This window comes from Peribacillus sp. NPDC056705, from assembly GCF_043656335.1.
The window spans coordinates 55,336-76,135 of the sequence record NZ_JBHTYI010000013.1 but is presented as its reverse complement, the minus strand read 5'-3'; the positions used below and the strand labels follow the sequence as shown (position 1 = coordinate 76,135).

The following is a 20,800-nucleotide window of genomic DNA, read 5'->3' as shown; positions in this document are numbered from 1 at the left end:
AGGTTCCTACCAAAAGAACCTTTCTTTACATTTAAATCCAGTATACTGGCAAATTAAGTTCATAAACAGCTCTGGGGCGTCCCTTCGAATAGGTCATTTCTTCGCCGACGATGGTGACATGCCCATGATCGGATAGCTTTTTTAAAATTCTTTCTGTAGTACGACGGGTCACCTGTAAATAATCCTCTAGTTCAGCAGCCGTGAATTGGACGGATTGGCGGGAATGACTGAAATGGATGATTTTAGATATGTTAGCAGGACTCAATTTTGTCTGTTTGGCAACCTGAAGTAGTTCGGGATGATCGTTTTTCAAGCGTTGCTGTTTGGTTTGCTGTGGAAATGGTCCAAGCAAATCTTTGTCTTCAGTGAGAATGTATCCGCATTTGTACTCATTATATTTTTCAGCAAATCCGAGGGCAATCTTTGCATGACGATCTGCATCCATAATGGTTGAACCATATCCGAAACCAACTTTACAATTCTTCTTGAATTTGTCAAAAAAATAATTCAGGCCATTTTTCTTTATCAACGATTCGATTTCACCACGAGTGCTGTACAGGATGAAGTGGAAGTCTTCAAGAAGCTGGACCGAGGCTTGTATTTCATGTGCTATACCATCTACCAGTTCATGAGCGTTCGCTTCATCCGATATTACATAGCAAACGGCAATCTGTGAAGATTTGCTTTTAATTAGTTCTGTATTGGCTCTAATATCCTGCAGCGCTTTAAAGATGGAGCTTCGGGGATCAACCATGCGCATGGCAGGTACCCCAATAAGTTGCAGTTGATCAAATACAGAATGGATGCTTGTTAATGCAAGATCAATGAAACCCTCCTTCCAAAGTTCATGATGGTAAGAAGTAATCAGTGAAATATCAAATGAGTCATTCAGCATCTCCTGATAATCCATGATATAGCTCGGGTCCATCTCGATTTCGAGGTCAGTTAATACGTTCTTTACGATCAAGGCGTTGCTAACATCGACGGAAATTCGATGTGGAGAGATTTTTTTATGATAAAGCACGGATAGTAAGGAAGAAGCGACCGACATTTCATCTTGTGCTAAATAAAAAGAAGGAATCGGAAGGTGCTCATGATATTTTTTTGAAAAGTAGTACGGTAACGCCCCGGAGAACAACAAAGCATCACATGGCTTGAGTTTCTTAACAAGCATACCGGCCTCAGTAGGTTTCTCATATACATAGGCGTCGAAATCAATTCCAGCAATTTCGGATGTGATGGATTCAATTTTTTCGATAAATTCAGTGGAACCAATGACAGCAATTCTTGTATTCATTGTTAACCTCCAAGTGAAACAGCTAATGGATTAAATAACGGTTTATTAACGACAACTATATCAAACTCGTACAATCTTGTGAATCGAAAGGGAGTATTAGAAATGAAAATTACAGCGATCCACCTATATGCAATCCATCTGCCTCTTAAAGAGCCCTTTGTGGTTAGTTACCATACTTACGAATTTATGCCATCGATCATTGTCAAAATTGAGACGGATGAAGGGTTTGTTGGGTACGGGGAAGGTGTGGCAGACGAACATGTGACTGGTGAGATTCTGGAAGGGACCTACCAGGTGTTGAAAAATACGTTGGGACCCATACTGTTAGGCAAGAATCCATTTGAAATCGAAAGGCTTCATGATTTGATGGACAAAGCGATTTATGGAGCTCCTACAGCTAAGGCAGCCATTGACATTGCTTGCTTTGATATCATGGGAAAGAAGCTGGGGCAGCCAGTCTACCAGCTAATCGGGGGACGTTATCATGATGAGTTTCCAATTACCCATGTCTTAAGTATAGCTCCTCCTGAAAAAATGGCCGAAGAAGCGGCAGTTATGGTCGAGCAGGGCTATCAGTCATTTAAAATGAAGGTTGGCACCAATGTCAGTGAAGATGTGGCACGCATACAAGCTGTCCGCGACCGTGTAGGTGATAGTATCGCTATACGTGCAGATGTTAATCAAGGATGGCGGAACAGTGCGGTAACTCTTGTAGCGATTGATCAATTGCTTGAATGCCAGCTTGATTGGCTTGAACAACCGGTAGCTGCCGATGACATCGATGGGATGGTTGAAATAAAATCGAAGTCTACGATTCCGCTGATGATTGATGAGGGGTTAAAGGGCACACGGGAAATGCGCGAAATTATCCAGAAACGAGCAGCTGATAAATTGAATATTAAACTGATGAAATGTGGTGGTATATATCCGGCAATTAAGCTAGCCCACCAAGCAGAGCTTGCTGGGTTAGAATGTCAGATTGGCTCAATGGTAGAATCATCCATAGGTTCTGCAGCTGGCTTCCATGTTGCATTTTCAAAAAAGGTGATCACAAGCGTGGAACTCACTGGTCCATTGAAATTCACCAAGGATGTAGGGAATCTTTATTATGATGTCCCATATATTAGGTTGAATGAAAAACCAGGATTAGGTGTAGCGATAAATGAAGAAATGCTAGTTGAATTAACAGTTTTTCAGGATGTCATCCAAGGGGGAGCAACTTTGGAATTGATTTATGAAGGTACCATCAGTAAGGATAAAAATCATAAACGCTATGAGGTCAGAAAATTAGTGTTGGAGGATTTAACCGATATTTTACAAGTTCAAGAACAGGTCGTTCACCATTTGACCGATAAAGGTGTACTTCAACCGCTTACTAAGGAAGAATTTCAATATATTCTAGAAGGAAATGGGCTCATGATTGGAGCATTCGTTGGTGAGGATCTCATTGCATTCCGGGCGTTGCTGGCTCCGCCTATTGATGAGGAACATCTAGGGAGAGATTTCGGAATGATGGAACACGAGCTGTCGGAAGTGATTTATCAGGAAATTTCAAACGTACTGCCTGCATACAGGGGAAACAAACTGCAACAAACACTTGCAACGTTGATCATGCAGGAGTTGAACAAGCAGGAGTCGCCTTACCGATATGTATGCTGTACAGTTGCGCCTTTTAACATTCCCAGTTTAAAAGATAAATTTGCCCAAGGAATGGAAATTGTTGCGTTAAAAGAGAAATATGGCGGGCAATTGCGTTATATATTTGTCAAGGAATTGTCTGAAGTGGACGCATCTCCATGGCAGGAAATCCAGATCATTGAGATGAATGATATAGCATCCCAGCAAAGAATTATCGCAAATGGTTGGCGTGGATTTAAAATGGAAGAGCAGGAAGGAAAACAGTTAGTCTTTTATGGTAGTAGGCATACGATTTAAATGTTTAAGATGTTTATCCTTAAACAGTACTGGCTTGATCGTAAGTGGTTTTGCCATGCCGGAATGCTGATGGAGATAGAATTTGAAATTATGATTAGTGAAGGAAGCAATGAAATTTAATAAGTTAACGCTATAAATCAATAAAAACGCAAATCCTTGAAACATAAGGATTTGCGTTTTTATTTTTCGTAATGGATGTAACCTTAAGGGGGAGTGGGATTTACTAGAGAGAAATAATATAAAAGTGTGAATTTCTTGTTATGAAAAGGCAGAATAACACGAGAGTGAAAATATTAGAATTCGAAAAAGAATAAGGCCTACAAAAAAGCAAATCCCCCTCAAAGCTTAATTTCGGATTATTCCGCTTTAGTTAAGTTTAGTAGGCATACGAAAAATAAAAAATTCATTTATCTAGAGGTACAGAAGTGGGGGGATTATTGTAATCGGTATATTAATAGGAGGAAATACGTCATTATTAGCGTAAACAGAAGTATATGCGGTTAAAAAGTTTCTTAGCAAAGTAATTAAGGTAGGAATTTCCAATACCGGAAAAAATAACTTCATTGTTAAATTATTGTTATTGAATTATAATCTTTTAGAAACATATGAAATGTTATGAATAGGAGAAAAGTATGAAAAAACTGTGGACCATTTTAGTTTCATTTACGTTGTTAATTAGCTTATTCCCGCAATTGGCATCGGCAGCACCAAAGAAAAATTTTGAGCAAGAACTCACAAAGTATTTAAAAGAGGTAAGCCTTGTCAGGGGTTTTGAAGTGACGAAGGATGATATTGAAACGTCTCTTTCTTTTTACGATGAGAGTATTAAAAACTTTGAATCCATTGATGATCTTAAAGATGCTTTGGGCGAAGTTATTAAGGCAGATTTAAGTAATTTAGATGCCATTTATGAAGATTATAATCTAACTAGTGAGAGCCTAATTAAACTTTTGCATGAAAATGGCGAAGAACTTGACGATTATATCTTTATCTGGGACCTCGATGAAGCTGTTTATTTCTATGCGGAAGAGGGCGATTTTGAACGTGATCCAAACTTTGACAAAGAATTTGTCAATTATTTAGCCAAGGTTAGCAAAGTAAGAGGCTTCGAAGTAACAAAAGAAGATATCGAAGCGACATTGGAACTCTATGATTTTAGCACGGAGGAATTCGAATCTGTTGATGAGCTTAGCGAATTCTTAGGTGATGTCATAAAGGCGGACCTAAGCAACTTAGATTATTTTAATGAGAACTATGGATTGGATAAACAAGCGTTGCTTCAATTGTTGAAAGAAAATGGTGAAGATATTAACGATTATATATACATAGATAATCTTGAAGAAACTGTTTGGAACCTTACTGGTGGGGGGATGGATGGTGAAGTTGCCGAAGGTCTCCTTCCTATTTTCGAAGAACTCGGACTAACGGAAGAAGAATTACAGAGGCTTGAAGACCACTTAATGTCTTTGGAAGAGCATCTTTCCAATCCGGAAACAATCAAGCGACTTGAAGAATTGGGCAACCGCATGATGGCTTTCGAGGAATTTGATGTAGCAACCGAGCTTACAGCTGAACAGATAGCTGAAATGGCATCAATCTATGAAGAATTACTTTCCATCTTTAAGCTTAAGGTATCCTATTCCCTTGTGAAAAGCGGATCGGAATCACCTGTATCCCTTTTGGATTTAATGAAATTGGAAGAGCTAAAAGGTGCTAACCTGAAAATATCAATTTACTCTATTGATGGGAAGTTCTTGGCTGATCTTTTAATAACGGGTGAAATGGTCGATTCTGATACTCTTACCAATGCAGGCGGGCAAATAAAGGAATCTGCTAAAGAGGTGCAAAAGACTATTGAAAAGGCACCGGTTGCTAAACCAGTAAAACAAAAGATCAGCACTCATACTAATTCGGAACATCAAACTGTAAAAGGGGCTAAACTGCCAAATACCGCTTCCGATTATATCCCTAATGCTCTTTTAGGGCTTTGCATTGTCTTGTTCGGAAGCTTGATGTATCGAAGAATTAGGAAAGCTTAATATGAAACAATTAAAGAAAAGGCGGTTTCTTCTGCTTTCTTGTGCAATTGCCATCATTTTATTTGGGGTTTGGTTTTCCACATCCAATATGTATAAGTTTGCAAAAGGCTACTTTCTTTATAAGACTCATACTCCAACTAGCCAAGTGAATGAACCTGTACAGAAACCACCCAGTAGTGAGCCAATAAGTAAAAAAATAACAAAGAAAGAGCTATATCCTGTCCGCCCTGAAACGGGTGAAGAAATCGGGGAACTGTATATACCCAAACTAAAAGCCAAGCTCCCTATTTTCCATGGCACAAACGAGGACGAATTGGAAAAAGGCGTTGGTCACTTTGCAGGAAGTGTACTACCAGGTGAAAATGACAATTCCGTTCTTTCGGGTCATAGAGATACGGTATTCCGTAAACTCGGGCAAGTTGGCGAAGGAGATTTGTTGATTGTAAGAACATCGGCAGGCGAGTTCACATACAAAGTCAACAAAGTTCGAATTGTGGATGAGGATGATCGAACCGTAATCGTACCAAAGCCACGGGCAACGCTAACCGTCAGTACCTGTTATCCCTTTGATTATATTGGGGCGGCACCTGAACGCTATATACTTGTCGCTTATTTGTCTTCAAAAAAAGTAAGTAAATTATAGGCAACTTTTTATTACATGTTCAAAAAAAGAGTCCCGATAAGGTAAAACTTATCGGGACTCTTTCAATTTCCAATTTCTTTTATATGTGACGAGTTTGTTGCCAATTTATTATATTGTTAAGCTATCCTTATTGCTCAAAGTGCTCGATATAGCGGAATTTAATATTTTATGATGGTAAATATAAGAGCCGGCTATCAATATATATCCGATAATGAAAAGCAGCCATCCACTGGCAGGATCGCCCACTGATATGCTTGAATACATAGCACCCGTCAAATCAAATACAAAACCGGCATAAGCCCATTCCTTAATTCTCGGAAAACCTGGAATGAGTATTGCCACGACACCTAATAATTTGGCTATACCAATAAAGGGCAGGAGGTAGGTAGGATAACCTAAATGATTAAATAAAGCGACTGCATCGGGAACAGACATTATATCAGGAATAGAACCCAAAACCATTAGTGCCACTAAAATTCCTGTGAAAATCCAATATATAATTTTTATTTTTTTCATTTTATACTCATTCCCTCCCTTAAGTTGACAGTTTAATCATATTCCACTTTCCTTTTTTTAATGCATTCTATAAAAATCATTGAACTTCAACAGTCGCAGAATAGCGAGTATGCCTGCAGTTTTTTCTAAAAAAATATTCAGATGATTTCAGAAATCGCACCGACGATTATACAGCTGAAATCATGGGGGCAGCACGAATTTACGAGTAAACATGCTAAATTCACGAGTAAACATGCTGAATTCACGAGTAAATGACCAAAACTCACGAGTAAATGATGCGAAATCACGAGTAAACGACGCGAAATCATGGGTGCAGCACGAATTCACGAGTAAACATGCTAAACTCACGAGTAAATGATGCGAAATCACGGGTGCAGCACGAATTTACGAGTAAACATGCTAAACTCACGAGTAAATGATGCGAAATCACGAGTAAATAAGCAGAATTCACGAGTAAACATGCTGAATTCACGAGTAAATGACCAAAACTCACGAGTAAATGATGCGAAATCACGAGTAAACGCCGCGAAATCATGGGTGCAACATGAAATCACGAGTAAATGGACCAAACTCACGAGTAAATGATGCGAAATCACGAGTAAACGCCGCGAAATCATGGGTGCAGTACGAATTCACGCGTAAATAGTCCAAACTCACGAGTAAATGGCCAAAACTCACGAGTAAACGCCGCGAAATCATGGGTGCAGCACAAGCAAAATATCGAAGGAGGGATATACCTGATCAATCTTCCCTGTTGCAGTACTTGTAGGTAGGTTTTATCTTATAAAAATGTTTATTGCCTTAAAAGAATTGATAAAGAATACGCATATGCCGACACAGGAAATCGTGAGGAGTGAATACATTAGCTTTAAGTCATTCAATATAATAATTCCCGCAATTACTATGAGTGAATCGATAATAAAAATAATGATTCCAGGGTTCGTTGCTGTGGTTTTAGAGATTAATAGTGCTAGTAAGTCCACTCCACCGGGGCTAATATGCTGTCTCAGCATATAACCAACTCCAATCCCGATCGTCATTCCACCTATAATGGCACTCGTTATGATCGGTAGATGAACCAAACCGTTTAGTGGTGTTAGCCAATCAATAATGGTTGAAGTAAAAGCTAACCCAAGGATGGCATTGAAGAAATAAGACTTATCGTATAGAAGGTATATGGGAATGTTGATCATGATCATGGTATGTCTAACTTGGATTCCCCAAACATATTTGATTAACAGACTTATTCCAAATATCCCGCCATTTATTAGATGAATGGGGACAATGAACAGGTTAAGACCTACTCCAATGCAAAAACTTGAAAAAAGCAGAGTAACCAACTTTTTCATAAAAACATTCCCCTTGTCCAAATCATTATCTTAAAATATATGAGAGCCATGTAAATATATACTTAGCTGTTTTTGAAATTACGATTGCTATTTGTGTATTGTTGGTTAAATTTCAGATGCATTTCAGTATGCAGCAGGATCAAAAGGAATGCCGTTACCTTGTGCACATGAAGCAATTTGGCCAAAAAAAGAGACACTCATAATAAGTGTCTCTTTTTTGATGGGGCAAGTCAGTTTTATAGAATTTTTATTCTTTGGAAAAAAGCCTTGTTTATTCAAGCTCTTTTTTTCGATAGGCGATTTGTAATGGTATCTTCTTGCGGTGAAGTTTGCCGTATATAAAAGGCCAGTATGAATGCAATTATGGTCAAACCTGTTGCAATCATGAATGCATCATCCACTCCCATTACGCTACCTTGTTTAATGGCCATGGCCATTTGTGATGTATTATCTGGTGATATGTTCCTATAAGATAAGATTTCCTGAACATGCTTCGTTCCCTGGTTTGTCATGATGGAAACAAAGAATGCCATGCCAACAGCACCTGCTACCATTCTCAATGTATTGACCATTGCTGTTCCATATTTATTTAGGCTAAGTGCCAATTCATTTAATCCAGCTGTGAAGATAGGCATCATCAGTATCGACATTCCGAACATTCTGATTGTATATACCCACACCACATAAGAATAGGACGTATCTGTTTCTAGCCGCGTTAAAAGATAGGTTGTAATGATAGTGATGGCAAGTCCGCTCACGGCAAGCCATCTCGCACCAAATCGATCAAACAGCTTACCTGTGATAGGAGACATGATCCCCATTAAAATCCCGCCAGGCAATAGCATGAGACCGGATTCCATCGGGGTAAACCCACGGATATTCTGCATATAGATTGGCATGATGATCATTCCAGAGAACATACCCATAGTTGCGATGATGTTGATAATTGTCGTTAAAGTGAACATCCTATACCGAAAAATTCTAAATTCCAAAATAGGATGAGATACAGTAAATTGCCTCCATACAAACAAAACTAAACTGATTCCTCCAACAAGGAACATCGTCAGTACTTCGAGATTGCCCCAGCCCTTGGTACCGCCTGTAGCAAATCCATATAGAACTCCGCCGAATCCGATAGTGGAAAGAATTACACCCATTTTATCGAGTTTAGGCCGACTCGTTTTCCCTACTTTTTTGATGATGAAAAATGCAAAGATGAAGTCAAGCAGTGCAAATGGGAAAATGACAAAAAACAGAACCCGCCAAGAGTAGTTTTGTATAATCCATCCTGATAACGTCGGTCCTACAGCAGGGGCAAAATTCATCGCAATACCAAATATACCCATTGCGAAACCGCGTCTGTTAGGTGGAAATAAAGTGAAAATCACATTTGTAATCAAAGGGAATAAAATCCCTGCCCCAGCAGCTTGAACAACACGTCCGATTAATAAGACGGAGAAGCTGGGGGCAATACCACATAGGAAAGTTCCTAAAGCGAAGAGTCCCATCGAAGCAAGATAGAGTTGCCTTGTATTGAAACGTTCCATTAAGAAAGCGGTGATAGGGATGACAATCCCATTGACCAATAAGAAGATTGTAGTAAGCCAGTTAGCTGTTGCAGCTGATATTTCAAAATGATTCATTAACTGAGGCAATGCGATATTAATTAATGTCTGATTTAAGAAGGCGACTAGAGCACCAGCCAGCATCACCGCAAACATGGGACCCGTACGAATTTTAGTGATGGCTGTTTTGTCGTGATTCATTATTATGGTACGTCCTTTCCGCTAAGGTAGTACGTATTGTACTGCCTGCTTTTTTTTAAAATTATACAAATTAAAGCGAATTCATTAAGAAACCAGCCTATATTTTCCTATGATATACAACATCTTAAGGAGATTAACCTCAATTCACGGATTTTGGAGGCGTTATTCTTTATTAACAACTTACTTGACAATAACCAGGATATATTCTTATTTTTAGGAAATCCCCCAGTTTAACATCCATCCTACAGGTATATCATACTTCAAACAAAAATCACCAATATAATACTTACTACGTATCAGAAAAGTTGTTCTACTTAAGTATAAATACTTTAACATTCTATCATTCGTATTCACTAAAAAATAGTTAATTGATAAAAAGGTGTGATGAACAATAAAAAGAACTTTGTGAAACTTATAACGTAAATTGCTTTACCATACGAAAAGGAATAGAGGAATTGGTGAAGGAAGGGACACTGACACGGCTTCCGCGATGGGGTACCTTTATTGCATCTAATAAGTTCCATAATGTAAGTTCCATAATGAATTGTTATCCATAATGGATTTTCGGAGTTTAGTCATCAGCTTGGGATGAAACCTAATCCTGGATTTTAAGAAATAAGGCCATACCAGCGCCAAGAGATATTGCAGGTCATCTCCTCATTGAAGATGGTAGCCACGTTCTCGAACTTGAGAGACTCATATAAGTAAAGTGATCATCCGCTTTTCTACGATGCCGCACATTATTCATTCATTCGTTTTCCGGATTTAGAAAAGAAGAATTGCAAGGGATGAATCAACTTATAAAATCCATACAGAATTAGTCAATAACGATAACATTATAGACGTGAATTATTGGTGCCAATTTATTTAGAATATTAAAGAGCGCCTTCGATGCAAACGACCGACCCAATCTGACTGTTCATCGGGCAAAATAGGTCATGCCAAATTATTGGCATGACCTATTTTTGGTGTATTGCTCCTTTAACTCTCATCTTCCATTCTTTCTTCTTTGATTATTGCATATAAAGTATCCTTACAATTAAAACATAAGATTTTCTTGTTATCTAACAGAATACCGTTCAGAAATCCAGCAGTACAATATACATTACGTGCACAGCGAACACAAGTGCCAACTAGTTCGTCCATCGATACATCCCCTTATTCAGGAATCGGATATAGTTTGGTTTTTTATTTCGAATAAAGGTAAAGGCCAAAATCTTGCATAACGGAAGTGTGCCCCATTTGCCGCAACATGGTAGCAATGTTGCCACGATGATATGATCCGTGTGTGACAACGTGTAATACCGATTCGGAAATGGTAGTTTTAAGTAACCCAGCATATGGGTTATCCACGACAATTATCCTTTTCATATCCTCTGTGCTCAGAAGTGCTTTGTTTCTTTCGTATAAGTCCAGAAATATTTTTTTCATTTCCTCAATACTTTTCTTTTCCACCTCTTCTCTTAATTGATTGGAAGATGCCATTGCTTCATTCATACTTTTACCTGTGATAATGTCAAACCACGCATAATCCGTGAGATAAATATGAGACAACACTTTTGATACGGACGAAAAACCACTCTGAATTTCCTTATGATAAATGTGCGGTGGAAGCTCATTTAACCGGTCGATGATGACCCCATTTGCCCACGAGTGATAGTTATACATTTCTAATACTGGCTCGGGATGATTCATTAAAAAACCCCCATATACACTAGTTTTTTCGTATTGAACAATTTATGCAGTAAAAACAAAAAAATTCAGGTGAATTCAATGAAGGATCTTTATTAATATGCTGTTCCTCCTAACGTGCATACGCTCATCGCGAATTTCCAATGTATAAAGGTAATGCGAACTACTTATCATCCTGAGTATTTTTTCTTGCAGGAAAAAAGCTCCTTATATCGAACTGATAGTAAAGGAGATGGTATTTTTATGAATCTGAGAATCAAATATAGGCTTTATATCCATGTAGACGGAAAACTTATTCCAGAACAGTATGACCGATACGAGATACTAAACGTCAGGGAAGGTATAGATCCAAATGATACTAAGGATTACCAAGAGCTTATTAGTAAATTGAGTAAGTCGATTAATCGACCCCTAAGTGAATTTGAAATAAAAAACTATGAAACAATGTAAGTGCAGTTACGTATTCTGAAATTTTCTCCTTCGTTAGAACGTAAATCAAAATATAGAAGAGAAAATATTTAAAGTGAACTTTTGATTTTAAAAATGTGATGAGCCTCCCCCTTGGATCTGAGCACCGCCTGATGAACCTCTGGAAATATGTAATAGATACAGCATCTCCAAATAACGACGGTGGTATTGGAATGCTGCGGTAGAGGCCATGGAGACACAGACATGATTGAAGTGCATGATAAATAACGCCGATTAAGCGCGCCATTTCTTGGTGCGCTTAATTGGCGTTTACTCATTAAAATCAGATATTCGTCGAATCGCTTCAACAAAATGGACTGGCATTTATATTCCTGAGATCTTAAAAATAAACAAAAATCTCCTTATTAACCTTGACTTTGTAATAATTATTTCATATTATATTTTATAATGAAATGTTTATTTTAATAATTAGAAAATTCACTATGGGTACTACAGGAAGTGAGTGAGAAGCCGGGAATGATGGTTGTGGAAGCAATTTCAAAATGTATAGCTTACTATCTTTTATCTTCTTATGATCGGGCTGGACCTGGTTGCTTAATCAAGGTCTGAAAATACCCACATTTAATAGAAGTTTTGATTAAATTAAAAAAATCGCTTCTATTATTTATAAAATACTTCGCATGAAAAAAATCTATATTAAGGGGAAATTCATTATGATACTACAAAATAAGGATTTATTATCAGAAAAAACGAAAAAATCTGCTGATTTATTTGAAAAAGCTTGTGACGTGATTCCGGGCGGTGTCACAGCACATATTAAATATTTTCCTCCACATCCTATAATGATGGAAAAAGGAAAAGGCAGTAAGTTATATGATGTAGATGGCAATGAATATATCGATTATTTATTATGTTATGGAGCACTTATATTAGGGCATGGTCATCAACAAGTATTTGATGCTGTGACAAAACAAATGTTAGAGTCTGGAACGACCATATTCGGTACGCCTCACAAGATGGAAACAACAATGGCGGAAAAATTAGTAGGGTTATATCCCGGTATTGAAATGGTTCGTTATACGAATTCAGGCTTGGAAGCGACACTTCTTGCAATTCGTACCGCGGTGGCTTATACCGGAAAACCGAAATTGGCAAAGTTTGAAGGACATTATCATGGAGGATACGATCAAGTATTAGTGAGTGTTAACCCTGATATGGATCAAGCAGGTAACGCAACAGCTCCTAAAGCGGTAGGAGAATCAAGAGGGATACCAGATTACTATATTGAAAATACCGTCATTCTTCCATTCAATGATTTAGAATCTACCGAGAAGATTTTACGTGCCCATGCACATGAATTAGCAGGTGTCATTTTAGAGCCAATTCAAGGAGGGTTCATACCTGCTGAACAAGAATTCATGGAAGGACTTCGCAGAATAACAGAAGAACTCAATATAGTGCTTATTTTCGATGAAGTAAAAACAGGATTCAGGATATCGATTGGGGGGGCTCAAAAAGTATATGGCATTAAACCGGATATCACTACATTAGGAAAGGTTCTGGGCGGCGGATTCCCAGTAGGGGCCATTGGAGGTAAAAAAGAAATAATGATGATTACCTCTGCTAGTGGCGGACGAGATATTTTAACAGCTGGAGCAGATAATGAAGATAAACAAAATCCGTTATATCATAGTGGAACATACAATGGCCATCCAACCATTTTGGCTGCCGGTTTAGCAACCATTGGCTTATTGGAACAAGAAGGAACAATGGAAGATTTGTTTGCTAAGACGCAATCTTTACGTAAGGAACTTGAGAATGTGTATAAAAAACATGGCTTATACATGCAAACAGTCGGTATGGGCAGTATCTTTAACATTATCTTAGCCGAAGGCCCGATTAAAAATTATCGTGATATGAGCAGGGCAAATACGAAGTTAAGAAAAGAGATTGACTATGAGTTATTAAAATTAGGTATTTATACAAAGCCGCTAAATCGTTATTCGATGTCTGTTGTACACACGGAGGAAGATATTCTTCGAACTGTGGAAGCGCATGACAAAGCCATTGGACGGATCCTGAAATAATTCAGCTTAACTGAGTGTCAGATGAGAAAGCAAAAGGCCCGATCAAAGCGATTTTAATTGATCAGGCCTTTTTTAATTCCACCATGGCACTTGCAATTAACTTGACAAAAAAGGATGAAAAAACCTATTGTTAAATTATAATCCTTCACAAAAAGGAAATAGCTACTCCTACAATACATAAATATAAATAAAGGGGCGCTCTTTTTAATGTCAAACGTCTATCAAAACATCGCTGGGCAAATAGGGGAAATGAGCAAGTCCCATGTGAAAATAGCTACATATATATTAGAGAATCAAACGACCGTTCCTTTTTTTACAGTTGGAAAATTAGCGAAAATGGCAGGGGTCAGTGATGCCACCGTTGTGCGGTTTGCAACCTCGCTTGGCTATTCAGGCTATCCAGAGATGCAGCAGTATATGCAGAATTCCGTTAAGCAGCAGCTGACAACGACAGAGCGATTAAAGATGTCCCAAAAGGTATACAATAAAGAGTCTTCAGGGGTATACGAAGTTTTCCAGGATGACATCGCAAACATAAAATCCACTATGGAGAAATTGGATGAAGATGCATTCCATGAAGCAGTGAAATGCTTATTACAAGCGAGAAGGGTTTATGTTATCGCAAACCGCAGTGCCACATCACTAGGCGTGTTTTTGGAATATTATCTTCAAATTGTCCTCAATAATGTGGAACTTCTGCAGTCATTGGAGAATTCATCGGAAAAGTTATATAATTTAAGTGAAAAAGATGTAGTGATTGGTGTCAGTTTTGCACGATATACGAAAAGCACAATTCAAATGTTTTCTTTTGCAAAGGAAAAAAATGCGACAACAATAGCCATTACTGATAATCTTCTCTCACCGCTTATTCCTCATGCGGACATTCCGTTGACAGCATCCAGTCAGATGCCTAGCTTCATTGACTCTTTCGTTGCACCATTAAGCTTGATTAATGCTTTGATCATGTTTGTCGGAAAAGAGAAGCAGGAAGATATACACGAGCGATTAGAAGTTTTGGAAGACATCTGGAGTCATTTTGATGTTTTTCAAAGAAAGAAAATGGAATAAAAAGAAGCCTTACTTTCCCGATGTGGAAGAGTAAGGCTTTTTAATTTATCACATAATGATATTCCGCCATAGCTTATTTCAATGGAGGCAAATTACTGGTTAGTTTACTTTTCTCCTCTGCGCTACTGATTTTCTTTTTTCCAAAAAAATGAGTCAACACAATGATTACCCCGGTTAGTAATAGTGTTGAATATAGTTGGCTTCTTGTAGATTCGATAAAAGCCATGGAGATTAAAATGATGGAAATCCCCAGGATCGTCGCATATGTCAAATATGGGAACAACCACATCTTCACTTTCAGGGCATCGGGATTCTCTCTTTCCAATCTATTTCTCATCCTCAACTGAGAAATGGAAATAACCAAATAAACTAGTAAGATAATCGCTCCCGATGAATTAACGAGAAACAGAAAAACTAATTCAGGAGAAACATAACTCATCACTACAGCAATATAAGAAAATATGGTAGCTGCAAAAACAGCTCTGGCAGGTACGCCATTTTTATTCAACTTACTAAAATATTGTGGGGCATCCCCTTTTTTTGCTAAAGAGAAAAGCATTCGGGATGTTGTATATAATCCAGCATTTAGGCATGATAAAACAGCAGTTAGTACGATGAAATTCATGAGGTGAGCTGCAAAAGGAATGCCTAGGTTTTCTAAAACGGCAACAAATGGGCTTTGTAATACATTAGCAGAATTCCAAGGAAGTAATGTCACAACTACGGCTATTGAGCCTACATAAAAGATCAAGACACGCCAAATTGTACTATTAATGGCTTTAGAGACAGACTTAACAGGATCCTTTGATTCAGCTGCTGCAATGGTCGCTACTTCTGTACCGGCAAATGAGAAAAATACAGTGATGACTCCCACGAAGACGGAACTTACACCATTAGGGAAAAATCCCCCGTTTTGTACAAGGTTAGATATTCCAACCGTCGATTCTCCTGAAAATCCAAATATATAAGATACGCCTAAAATCAAAAAGGCGATGATGCTCGCTACTTTAATCATGGCAAACCAATATTCAAATTCTCCAAAGGATTTCACTGAATAGATATTTGTTAAAGTCAAAGCAATTGTCAAGGCCAAAGCAAGAAACCATAAAGGAATACCTGGGTACCACATATTGATGATGGCTGCACCTGCAATGGCTTCAATGGCAATAACGACAACCCATTGGAACCAATAAAGCCACCCAACTGTTGTACCTGCCCAAGGGCCGATTGCGTCCCGGGCATATTCTGAGAATGAACCACTTGATGGATTGGAAGTGGCCATTTCGCCAAGGCTCTTCATAATCAAGAACACTAAAACACCGGCAATTACATAGGAAACCAAGATGCCAGGCCCGACCTTATGTATGGCAGCGCCACTACCTACAAAAAGACCTGCACCAATGACACCTCCGATTGCAATCATTGACATGTGACGAGAACTGAGTGATTGTTCTAAATCATTCTGTTGTTTTTTCATGAAGACCTCCCTGAAAAATATTGTGTAAAAGCTTACAATTTACCCTAACCGAAACTGGATTGATTATAGTTTACACAATTTTTAGATTTTTTGAAATAAAAAATTCAAAATTATATACCAAAAGAAATAATCATTGCTTAATTAAAGGAAATAAAATATTATTAAATTTAACACAGGTTTCTAAAAAATCTGATAATTTTCATTTGCAGAAAAGGATGTGCTTTTGTTGATTAAGGTTGCTGCAGTTCAATTACAAGCTATCCCTGGTGAAAGGGATAAAAATATTAAAAATTGTATAGAAATGGTTGAAGAGTCGGCTAAACAGGGAGCTGAATTAATCGTATTACCCGAACTTTGGGTGAGTGGTTACTATTTATCGAAGGAGCAATTCGAATCGTTGCAAGAGTTTTCGACTGGAGAGACTGTTTCATTATTTCAAAAGCTCGCTAAAGAGTTAAAAGTAATACTCATCGTCCCATTTGTTGAGGGGGAAAGTGGAAGCCTTTACATATCCTTAGCTGTAATTGAGTCAACAGGGGAAGTCATTGCCACTTATCGAAAATCATTTTTATGGGGAAGAGAGAAGGAGATATTTACTCCTGGTGAGAAAGTCTATAATGCAATAGAAACATCGAAAGGGAAAATAGGTGTACTTATTTGTGCAGATATTGAATTTCCTGAACCAAGCCGAATTCTAGCTCTTCAAGGTGCAGAACTTATTATTGTTCCTTCAGTATGGAGCTACGGAGCTGAAACAAGATGGGATATTCAACTTCCGGCACGTGCACTCGATAATACGGTTTATATTCTTGGCGTAAACACGGTTAATGAGGGAAGTTGCGGAAAGAGTAAACTTGTTGCTCCGACCGGTGAGGTCCTATGTGAAGCTTCAAGATCAGAGCAGGGCATTCTAATTCATGATGTGGATTTTTCAATTATATCAGAGGTACGAAATGAAGTTCCTTATCTGGATGATTTAGACAAGAAATTGTGGCCAAATGTTTCGTTATTTGCTTTGGAAAAATAGATTTTTCAAAATTCATTGAACGAATTATGCGGGTCTATAACTAGAATCTTATAAAAGTTTATTAAAATCCATTTTTCATTATTAAATGATTAATGGATTTTTTGTTTTAGGCTCTTTTCGTAAATATTGTTGTTTTTAAAACAAAACGATTTAAGGTTGATTGGAGCGCAAGTGCGAGACTCCTGCGGGAGCAGCGGGACAGGTGAGACCCCACAGGCGTTTACGCCGAGGAGGCTCAACGCCCGCCCCGCGGAAAGCGAGCATCTGGAGGGAAAATCAACCACACCGCTTTACTTGGTAAATAGCAACAAAGTATGCGAAAACAACCTTGTTTTATTAGGAATTATAAGCAAAATAATTTTTGAACCATGAATTATCGTTTAAGAACATACTAGATTACAATATTTCCTATCAAAAGGTTCATGTGTTAATCTCGGTGCAACTACTGTTATCACAAGAATAATTATTATCGCGGATTATTTTTTCAGAAAATTATTGTTTTTCAGAAAAATACGCTATATAATTTACCTAATAAACGTTAGGTGGGGATGAATTGAAAAAGCAAGAATTGATAGATGCAGCCCTTTTGCATTATTCACTACATGGATATCAAGGAGCTACCATGAAGAAAATTGCGGATGAAGTGGGAATAAAACCAGCATCCATTTATTTTTTTTATAAAAACAAAGAGGAATTATTTATTGCCGCTTTTCAACAATTACTTGATAACCATTTAGCCGAAATGAAACGGATTTTAGCTAAAACAAGTTCACGATCAGTTGATCAGATTTTTAGTGAAATGCTTCATGGAATCGTCAAGTATCACAAAGATGATGAGCGAGGGACCATGGCGTATATATCGTTGGTGACGTCACCCATTCCGGAAATCAAACTATATTTACAAAAGTATTTGTTGCATTTTAATGACTGGATGGCGAGTTCACTTGAGGAACTTTTGAGGCATAGGTATCCGGGCATTTCCGCCGACGAAGTGGACCAAATCATTAAGCAATATGTTTTACTCGGGAATGGATTGTTCTGGGGTATAAACTTGTATGAGGGACAAGATTTAATGGAACAAGTTCATATTGCAGATCGATTCATCAGCTCCATGTTTAGTGATATAGAGAGAAAATATGTCCAAAAGTGAATAATAAAAAGGTCTATTGCAGAAATGGATTAGTTGCTAAAAGGGGGTGATATAAATAATGAAATCATGACAAAAAAATAAAAATGGTTAGAGGGTCTATTAAAAACAAAGGAGTGTATCCCAATGAAAATTAAAGTGATCATGCCGGTTATATCGGATATTTTTAATGAAGAAATTAGAAGAGAGATTAAATCTTATGTTTCTGAAAACACTGAAGTAGGAGTTTGCAACCTTGATTATGGACCTGAATCAATTGAAAGCGAATATGATGAAGCACTATGTATACCTAATTTCCTGGAAAAAGCAAAGCAGGCTGAAGAAGAGGGGTATGAGGGTGTAATTAGTGATTGTTTTGGAGATCCAGGTGTGAAGCCTGCAAGAGAAATATTGGATATTCCCGTTGTTGGGCCGTGTGAGTCTTCCATGCTTGTTGCGAGCTCATTAGCAAAATCCTTTTCGATTGTAACGGTGCTGCCTAATGTTGTGCCCATGATTGAGAACATAAGTAAGACCCTAGGTGTGGATGGGAATGTCGCTTCCATTCGATATGTAAATATTCCTGTTCTGGAAGTTCAAGATAAGGAAAAGTTAAAATGTGCGTTGTTTGAAGAAATGATAAAGGCGATTGAACATGACAATGCCCATGCTTTAGTGTTAGGGTGTACAGGCTTTATGGGTGTTGCAGCGGAGCTTCAGGAACGATTAGCGCAAAGAGGTTATGATGTTCCGGTTATTGATCCCGCATTTGCAGCAACAAAGATGCTTGAAATTTTAATTGCTATGGGGGTTAAACAAAGCCGCTTGACCTACATGACTCCACCTTCTAAACAGAGAGTAAAAAATTCATAAACTTTTTTAAGAAAAATAAAACCAACGACTCTGGCAAAGTGAATTAACGGAATATTCTGGATATTAAATTTAAAAAGGCAGGGAAATCTCCAAGTTGATCGATAAAGCTAAGGAGTAATTCATAGGGGGTGAATTTATGGAAGATCATACAAAGTTGGGTGACGATTACTCTCTATCGAGAGTTCCACAAAATGCGAGATTGCCAATGTGGGATATCATGATTGTCAGAGTCGGTGCTCTAGTTACACTTTCTCAATTTATGCTAGGTGCGGCATTAGGATACGGAATGACTTTTTGGCAGGCGTTTTGGGCCATGATGTTTGGAAGTGTCATTTTACAAGTTATAAGTTTTCTAATCGGTTATGCCGGTGCACGTGAAGGCCTTTCAACCAGTCTATTGTCGCGTTGGACAGGATTCGGCAGGTATGGTTCAAGTATCATTGGCGCAGTCATCGCTTTTTGTACAATTGGCTGGTTTGGAGTACAGAACACTGTTTTTGCTAATGGATTGGTTGAAGCCACCAACGGTAAATTGACCCTCCCAATTGCAGCTGCCATTACCGGATTAGGCGTTACTGTACTGGTTATATTTGGATTTAAGCTATTAAGCATGACTGCCAAGATTACCGTTCCTGCTTTTCTATTGGTGGTAGGGATTGGCATCTATCAAGTTCTTAGTGATCATTCCATTTTCAGTTTAATGGGAACGCCGCCTCCGGGAGAGAGTCTTTCTCTGGGCGTGGGTGCAACAATGGTTGCTGGAGGATTCATTATAGGTGCTGTAATCACACCTGACTTCAGTCGGTTTGCCCGAAACGGTAAGGATGTTTTTTGGATGACTACCATTGGTACACTTGTGGGTGAACTTGGTGTAGGAATGATCGCTGTGTTAATGGCCCATGCAGCAAAAACGAGCGATGTTGTCAGCATCATGCTACAAACGTCTGGCTGGCTTGGCGCTGCAGTTGTCGTTTTTTCCACAGTGAAAATTAATAACGAGAATTTATATTCCTCTTCTCTTGGCTTTACTAATATTTTCGATTCGGTTTTTAAGGTCAAGATGAATCGAGGACTCGTTACACTTGTAATTGGTGCTATCGGCACTTTGCTTTCCATTATGGGCATTCTCGATAGATTTGTAGACTTCCTTGTTTTACTTGGAATCATGATACCTCCAATAGCCGGAATTATGGTGGTTGATTACTTCGTGCTTAGAACGTATCGAAAAGCCCTTGATGAAAGCAGGGAGAAAGGAACATTGCCATCTGAGCCTGAAAAATTGAATCCAATTACACTAGTTGCCTGGGCAGCAGGATTTGCAAGCGGCTATTTCATTACAGTTGGCATACCATCTATCAATTCCCTTCTAATAAGCGGCATTATCTATTACGCAGGTGTGTTATTTATTAAATCCATCAAAGGAAAAAAAGAGAATAGGGATCATATCGCATCATAATTTTTGAAAATCGGGGGTTT

General features: G+C 38.2%; 16 protein-coding genes and 2 pseudogenes. 11 read left to right on the top strand and 7 right to left on the bottom strand.

All coding sequences use genetic code 11. From position 1 onward, the window contains the following. Window positions 1-31: 31 nt before the first annotated feature. Window positions 32-1,297 (bottom strand): transcriptional regulator, encoded by a 1,266-nt coding sequence (locus ACFRAK_RS16710; protein WP_394572103.1) that lies wholly within the window; start codon window positions 1,295-1,297, stop codon window positions 32-34. 102 nt (window positions 1,298-1,399) lie between these two features. Between ACFRAK_RS16710 and ACFRAK_RS16705 the strand changes: the two are divergent. The 4 genes and pseudogenes from ACFRAK_RS16705 to ACFRAK_RS16690 all read left to right on the top strand — a co-directional run. Beyond that, window positions 1,400-2,506, top strand: a pseudogene (locus tag ACFRAK_RS16705) (mandelate racemase/muconate lactonizing enzyme family protein); the annotation flags it as partial. A gap of 12 nt (window positions 2,507-2,518) precedes the next feature. Beyond that, complete coding sequence (locus ACFRAK_RS16700; RefSeq protein WP_394572118.1) at window positions 2,519-3,232, top strand: GNAT family N-acetyltransferase; 714 nt, start codon at window positions 2,519-2,521, stop codon at window positions 3,230-3,232. A 632-nt stretch (window positions 3,233-3,864) separates the two neighbouring features. Further along, on the top strand, window positions 3,865-5,271 hold the full coding sequence (locus ACFRAK_RS16695) for a processed acidic surface protein (protein WP_387594813.1): 1,407 nt from the start codon (window positions 3,865-3,867) through the stop codon (window positions 5,269-5,271). Window position 5,272: 1 nt separating this feature from the next. Further along, window positions 5,273-5,914, top strand: a complete 642-nt coding sequence (locus tag ACFRAK_RS16690; RefSeq protein ID WP_387594816.1) for a class D sortase — start codon at window positions 5,273-5,275, stop codon at window positions 5,912-5,914. 108 nt (window positions 5,915-6,022) lie between these two features. On the opposite strand, the gene ACFRAK_RS16685 is transcribed toward ACFRAK_RS16690, so the two are convergent. The 3 genes from ACFRAK_RS16685 to ACFRAK_RS16675 form a co-directional block, all read right to left on the bottom strand. Then, the gene (locus tag ACFRAK_RS16685; RefSeq protein ID WP_394572102.1) at window positions 6,023-6,430 is read right to left on the bottom strand and encodes a DoxX family protein; all 408 of its coding nucleotides are present in this window, start codon (window positions 6,428-6,430) and stop codon (window positions 6,023-6,025) included. A 776-nt stretch (window positions 6,431-7,206) separates the two neighbouring features. Continuing rightward, window positions 7,207-7,779 (bottom strand): YitT family protein, encoded by a 573-nt coding sequence (locus ACFRAK_RS16680; protein ID WP_394572100.1) that lies wholly within the window; start codon window positions 7,777-7,779, stop codon window positions 7,207-7,209. A gap of 275 nt (window positions 7,780-8,054) precedes the next feature. Continuing rightward, window positions 8,055-9,545 (bottom strand): DHA2 family efflux MFS transporter permease subunit, encoded by a 1,491-nt coding sequence (locus ACFRAK_RS16675; protein ID WP_394572099.1) that lies wholly within the window; start codon window positions 9,543-9,545, stop codon window positions 8,055-8,057. A gap of 407 nt (window positions 9,546-9,952) precedes the next feature. Between ACFRAK_RS16675 and ACFRAK_RS16670 the strand changes: the two are divergent. Further along, window positions 9,953-10,102: pseudogene (locus ACFRAK_RS16670) on the top strand (hypothetical protein); the annotation flags it as partial. A gap of 424 nt (window positions 10,103-10,526) precedes the next feature. Here the strand turns inward: ACFRAK_RS16670 and ACFRAK_RS16665 are convergent. Further along, window positions 10,527-10,691 carry a hypothetical protein gene (locus ACFRAK_RS16665; protein ID WP_387594830.1) on the bottom strand — a complete coding sequence of 55 codons (165 nt, stop codon included), beginning with the start codon at window positions 10,689-10,691 and terminating at the stop codon, window positions 10,527-10,529. A gap of 42 nt (window positions 10,692-10,733) precedes the next feature. Then, complete coding sequence (locus ACFRAK_RS16660; protein ID WP_387707920.1) at window positions 10,734-11,240, bottom strand: DinB family protein; 507 nt, start codon at window positions 11,238-11,240, stop codon at window positions 10,734-10,736. A gap of 1,139 nt (window positions 11,241-12,379) precedes the next feature. Between ACFRAK_RS16660 and ACFRAK_RS16655 the strand changes: the two genes are divergently transcribed. Continuing rightward, window positions 12,380-13,753, top strand: a complete 1,374-nt coding sequence (locus ACFRAK_RS16655; protein ID WP_387594835.1) for an aspartate aminotransferase family protein — start codon at window positions 12,380-12,382, stop codon at window positions 13,751-13,753. Between the two features lie 207 nt (window positions 13,754-13,960). Then, window positions 13,961-14,821, top strand: a complete 861-nt coding sequence (locus ACFRAK_RS16650) for a MurR/RpiR family transcriptional regulator (RefSeq protein ID WP_192204195.1) — start codon at window positions 13,961-13,963, stop codon at window positions 14,819-14,821. A gap of 73 nt (window positions 14,822-14,894) precedes the next feature. On the opposite strand, the gene ACFRAK_RS16645 is transcribed toward ACFRAK_RS16650, so the two are convergent. Continuing rightward, entirely contained in the window at window positions 14,895-16,298 is a 1,404-nt protein-coding gene (locus tag ACFRAK_RS16645; protein WP_260287260.1) for an amino acid permease, read from the bottom strand. 226 nt (window positions 16,299-16,524) lie between these two features. Between ACFRAK_RS16645 and ACFRAK_RS16640 the strand changes: the two genes are divergently transcribed. From ACFRAK_RS16640 to ACFRAK_RS16625, 4 genes are all read left to right on the top strand, one after another. Beyond that, the gene (locus tag ACFRAK_RS16640; RefSeq protein WP_387708836.1) at window positions 16,525-17,325 is read left to right on the top strand and encodes a nitrilase-related carbon-nitrogen hydrolase; all 801 of its coding nucleotides are present in this window, start codon (window positions 16,525-16,527) and stop codon (window positions 17,323-17,325) included. A gap of 553 nt (window positions 17,326-17,878) precedes the next feature. Beyond that, a complete protein-coding gene (locus tag ACFRAK_RS16635) occupies window positions 17,879-18,475 on the top strand; it encodes a TetR/AcrR family transcriptional regulator (protein WP_387707614.1) in 597 nt (198 codons plus the stop codon). Window positions 18,476-18,598: 123 nt separating this feature from the next. Next, entirely contained in the window at window positions 18,599-19,324 is a 726-nt protein-coding gene (locus tag ACFRAK_RS16630; RefSeq protein WP_394572098.1) for an aspartate/glutamate racemase family protein, read from the top strand. 136 nt (window positions 19,325-19,460) lie between these two features. Then, window positions 19,461-20,780 carry a purine-cytosine permease family protein gene (locus ACFRAK_RS16625; RefSeq protein WP_394572097.1) on the top strand — a complete coding sequence of 440 codons (1,320 nt, stop codon included), beginning with the start codon at window positions 19,461-19,463 and terminating at the stop codon, window positions 20,778-20,780. Window positions 20,781-20,800: the final 20 nt, after the last annotated feature.

Excerpts from the sequence above, each read along its gene's own strand:
- ACFRAK_RS16710 (WP_394572103.1), bottom strand. The coding sequence starts at position 1,297 with ATGAATACAAGAATTGCTGTCATTGGTTCCACTGAATTTATCGAAAAA.
- ACFRAK_RS16695 (WP_387594813.1), top strand. The coding sequence starts at position 3,865 with ATGAAAAAACTGTGGACCATTTTAGTTTCATTTACGTTGTTAATTAGC.
- ACFRAK_RS16690 (WP_387594816.1), top strand. The coding sequence starts at position 5,273 with ATGAAACAATTAAAGAAAAGGCGGTTTCTTCTGCTTTCTTGTGCAATT.
- ACFRAK_RS16685 (WP_394572102.1), bottom strand. The coding sequence starts at position 6,430 with ATGAAAAAAATAAAAATTATATATTGGATTTTCACAGGAATTTTAGTG.
- ACFRAK_RS16680 (WP_394572100.1), bottom strand. The coding sequence starts at position 7,779 with ATGAAAAAGTTGGTTACTCTGCTTTTTTCAAGTTTTTGCATTGGAGTA.
- ACFRAK_RS16675 (WP_394572099.1), bottom strand. The coding sequence starts at position 9,545 with ATGAATCACGACAAAACAGCCATCACTAAAATTCGTACGGGTCCCATG.
- ACFRAK_RS16665 (WP_387594830.1), bottom strand. The coding sequence starts at position 10,691 with ATGGACGAACTAGTTGGCACTTGTGTTCGCTGTGCACGTAATGTATAT.
- ACFRAK_RS16660 (WP_387707920.1), bottom strand. The coding sequence starts at position 11,240 with ATGAATCATCCCGAGCCAGTATTAGAAATGTATAACTATCACTCGTGG.
- ACFRAK_RS16655 (WP_387594835.1), top strand. The coding sequence starts at position 12,380 with ATGATACTACAAAATAAGGATTTATTATCAGAAAAAACGAAAAAATCT.
- ACFRAK_RS16650 (WP_192204195.1), top strand. The coding sequence starts at position 13,961 with ATGTCAAACGTCTATCAAAACATCGCTGGGCAAATAGGGGAAATGAGC.
- ACFRAK_RS16645 (WP_260287260.1), bottom strand. The coding sequence starts at position 16,298 with ATGAAAAAACAACAGAATGATTTAGAACAATCACTCAGTTCTCGTCAC.
- ACFRAK_RS16630 (WP_394572098.1), top strand. The coding sequence starts at position 18,599 with ATGAAAATTAAAGTGATCATGCCGGTTATATCGGATATTTTTAATGAA.
- ACFRAK_RS16625 (WP_394572097.1), top strand. The coding sequence starts at position 19,461 with ATGGAAGATCATACAAAGTTGGGTGACGATTACTCTCTATCGAGAGTT.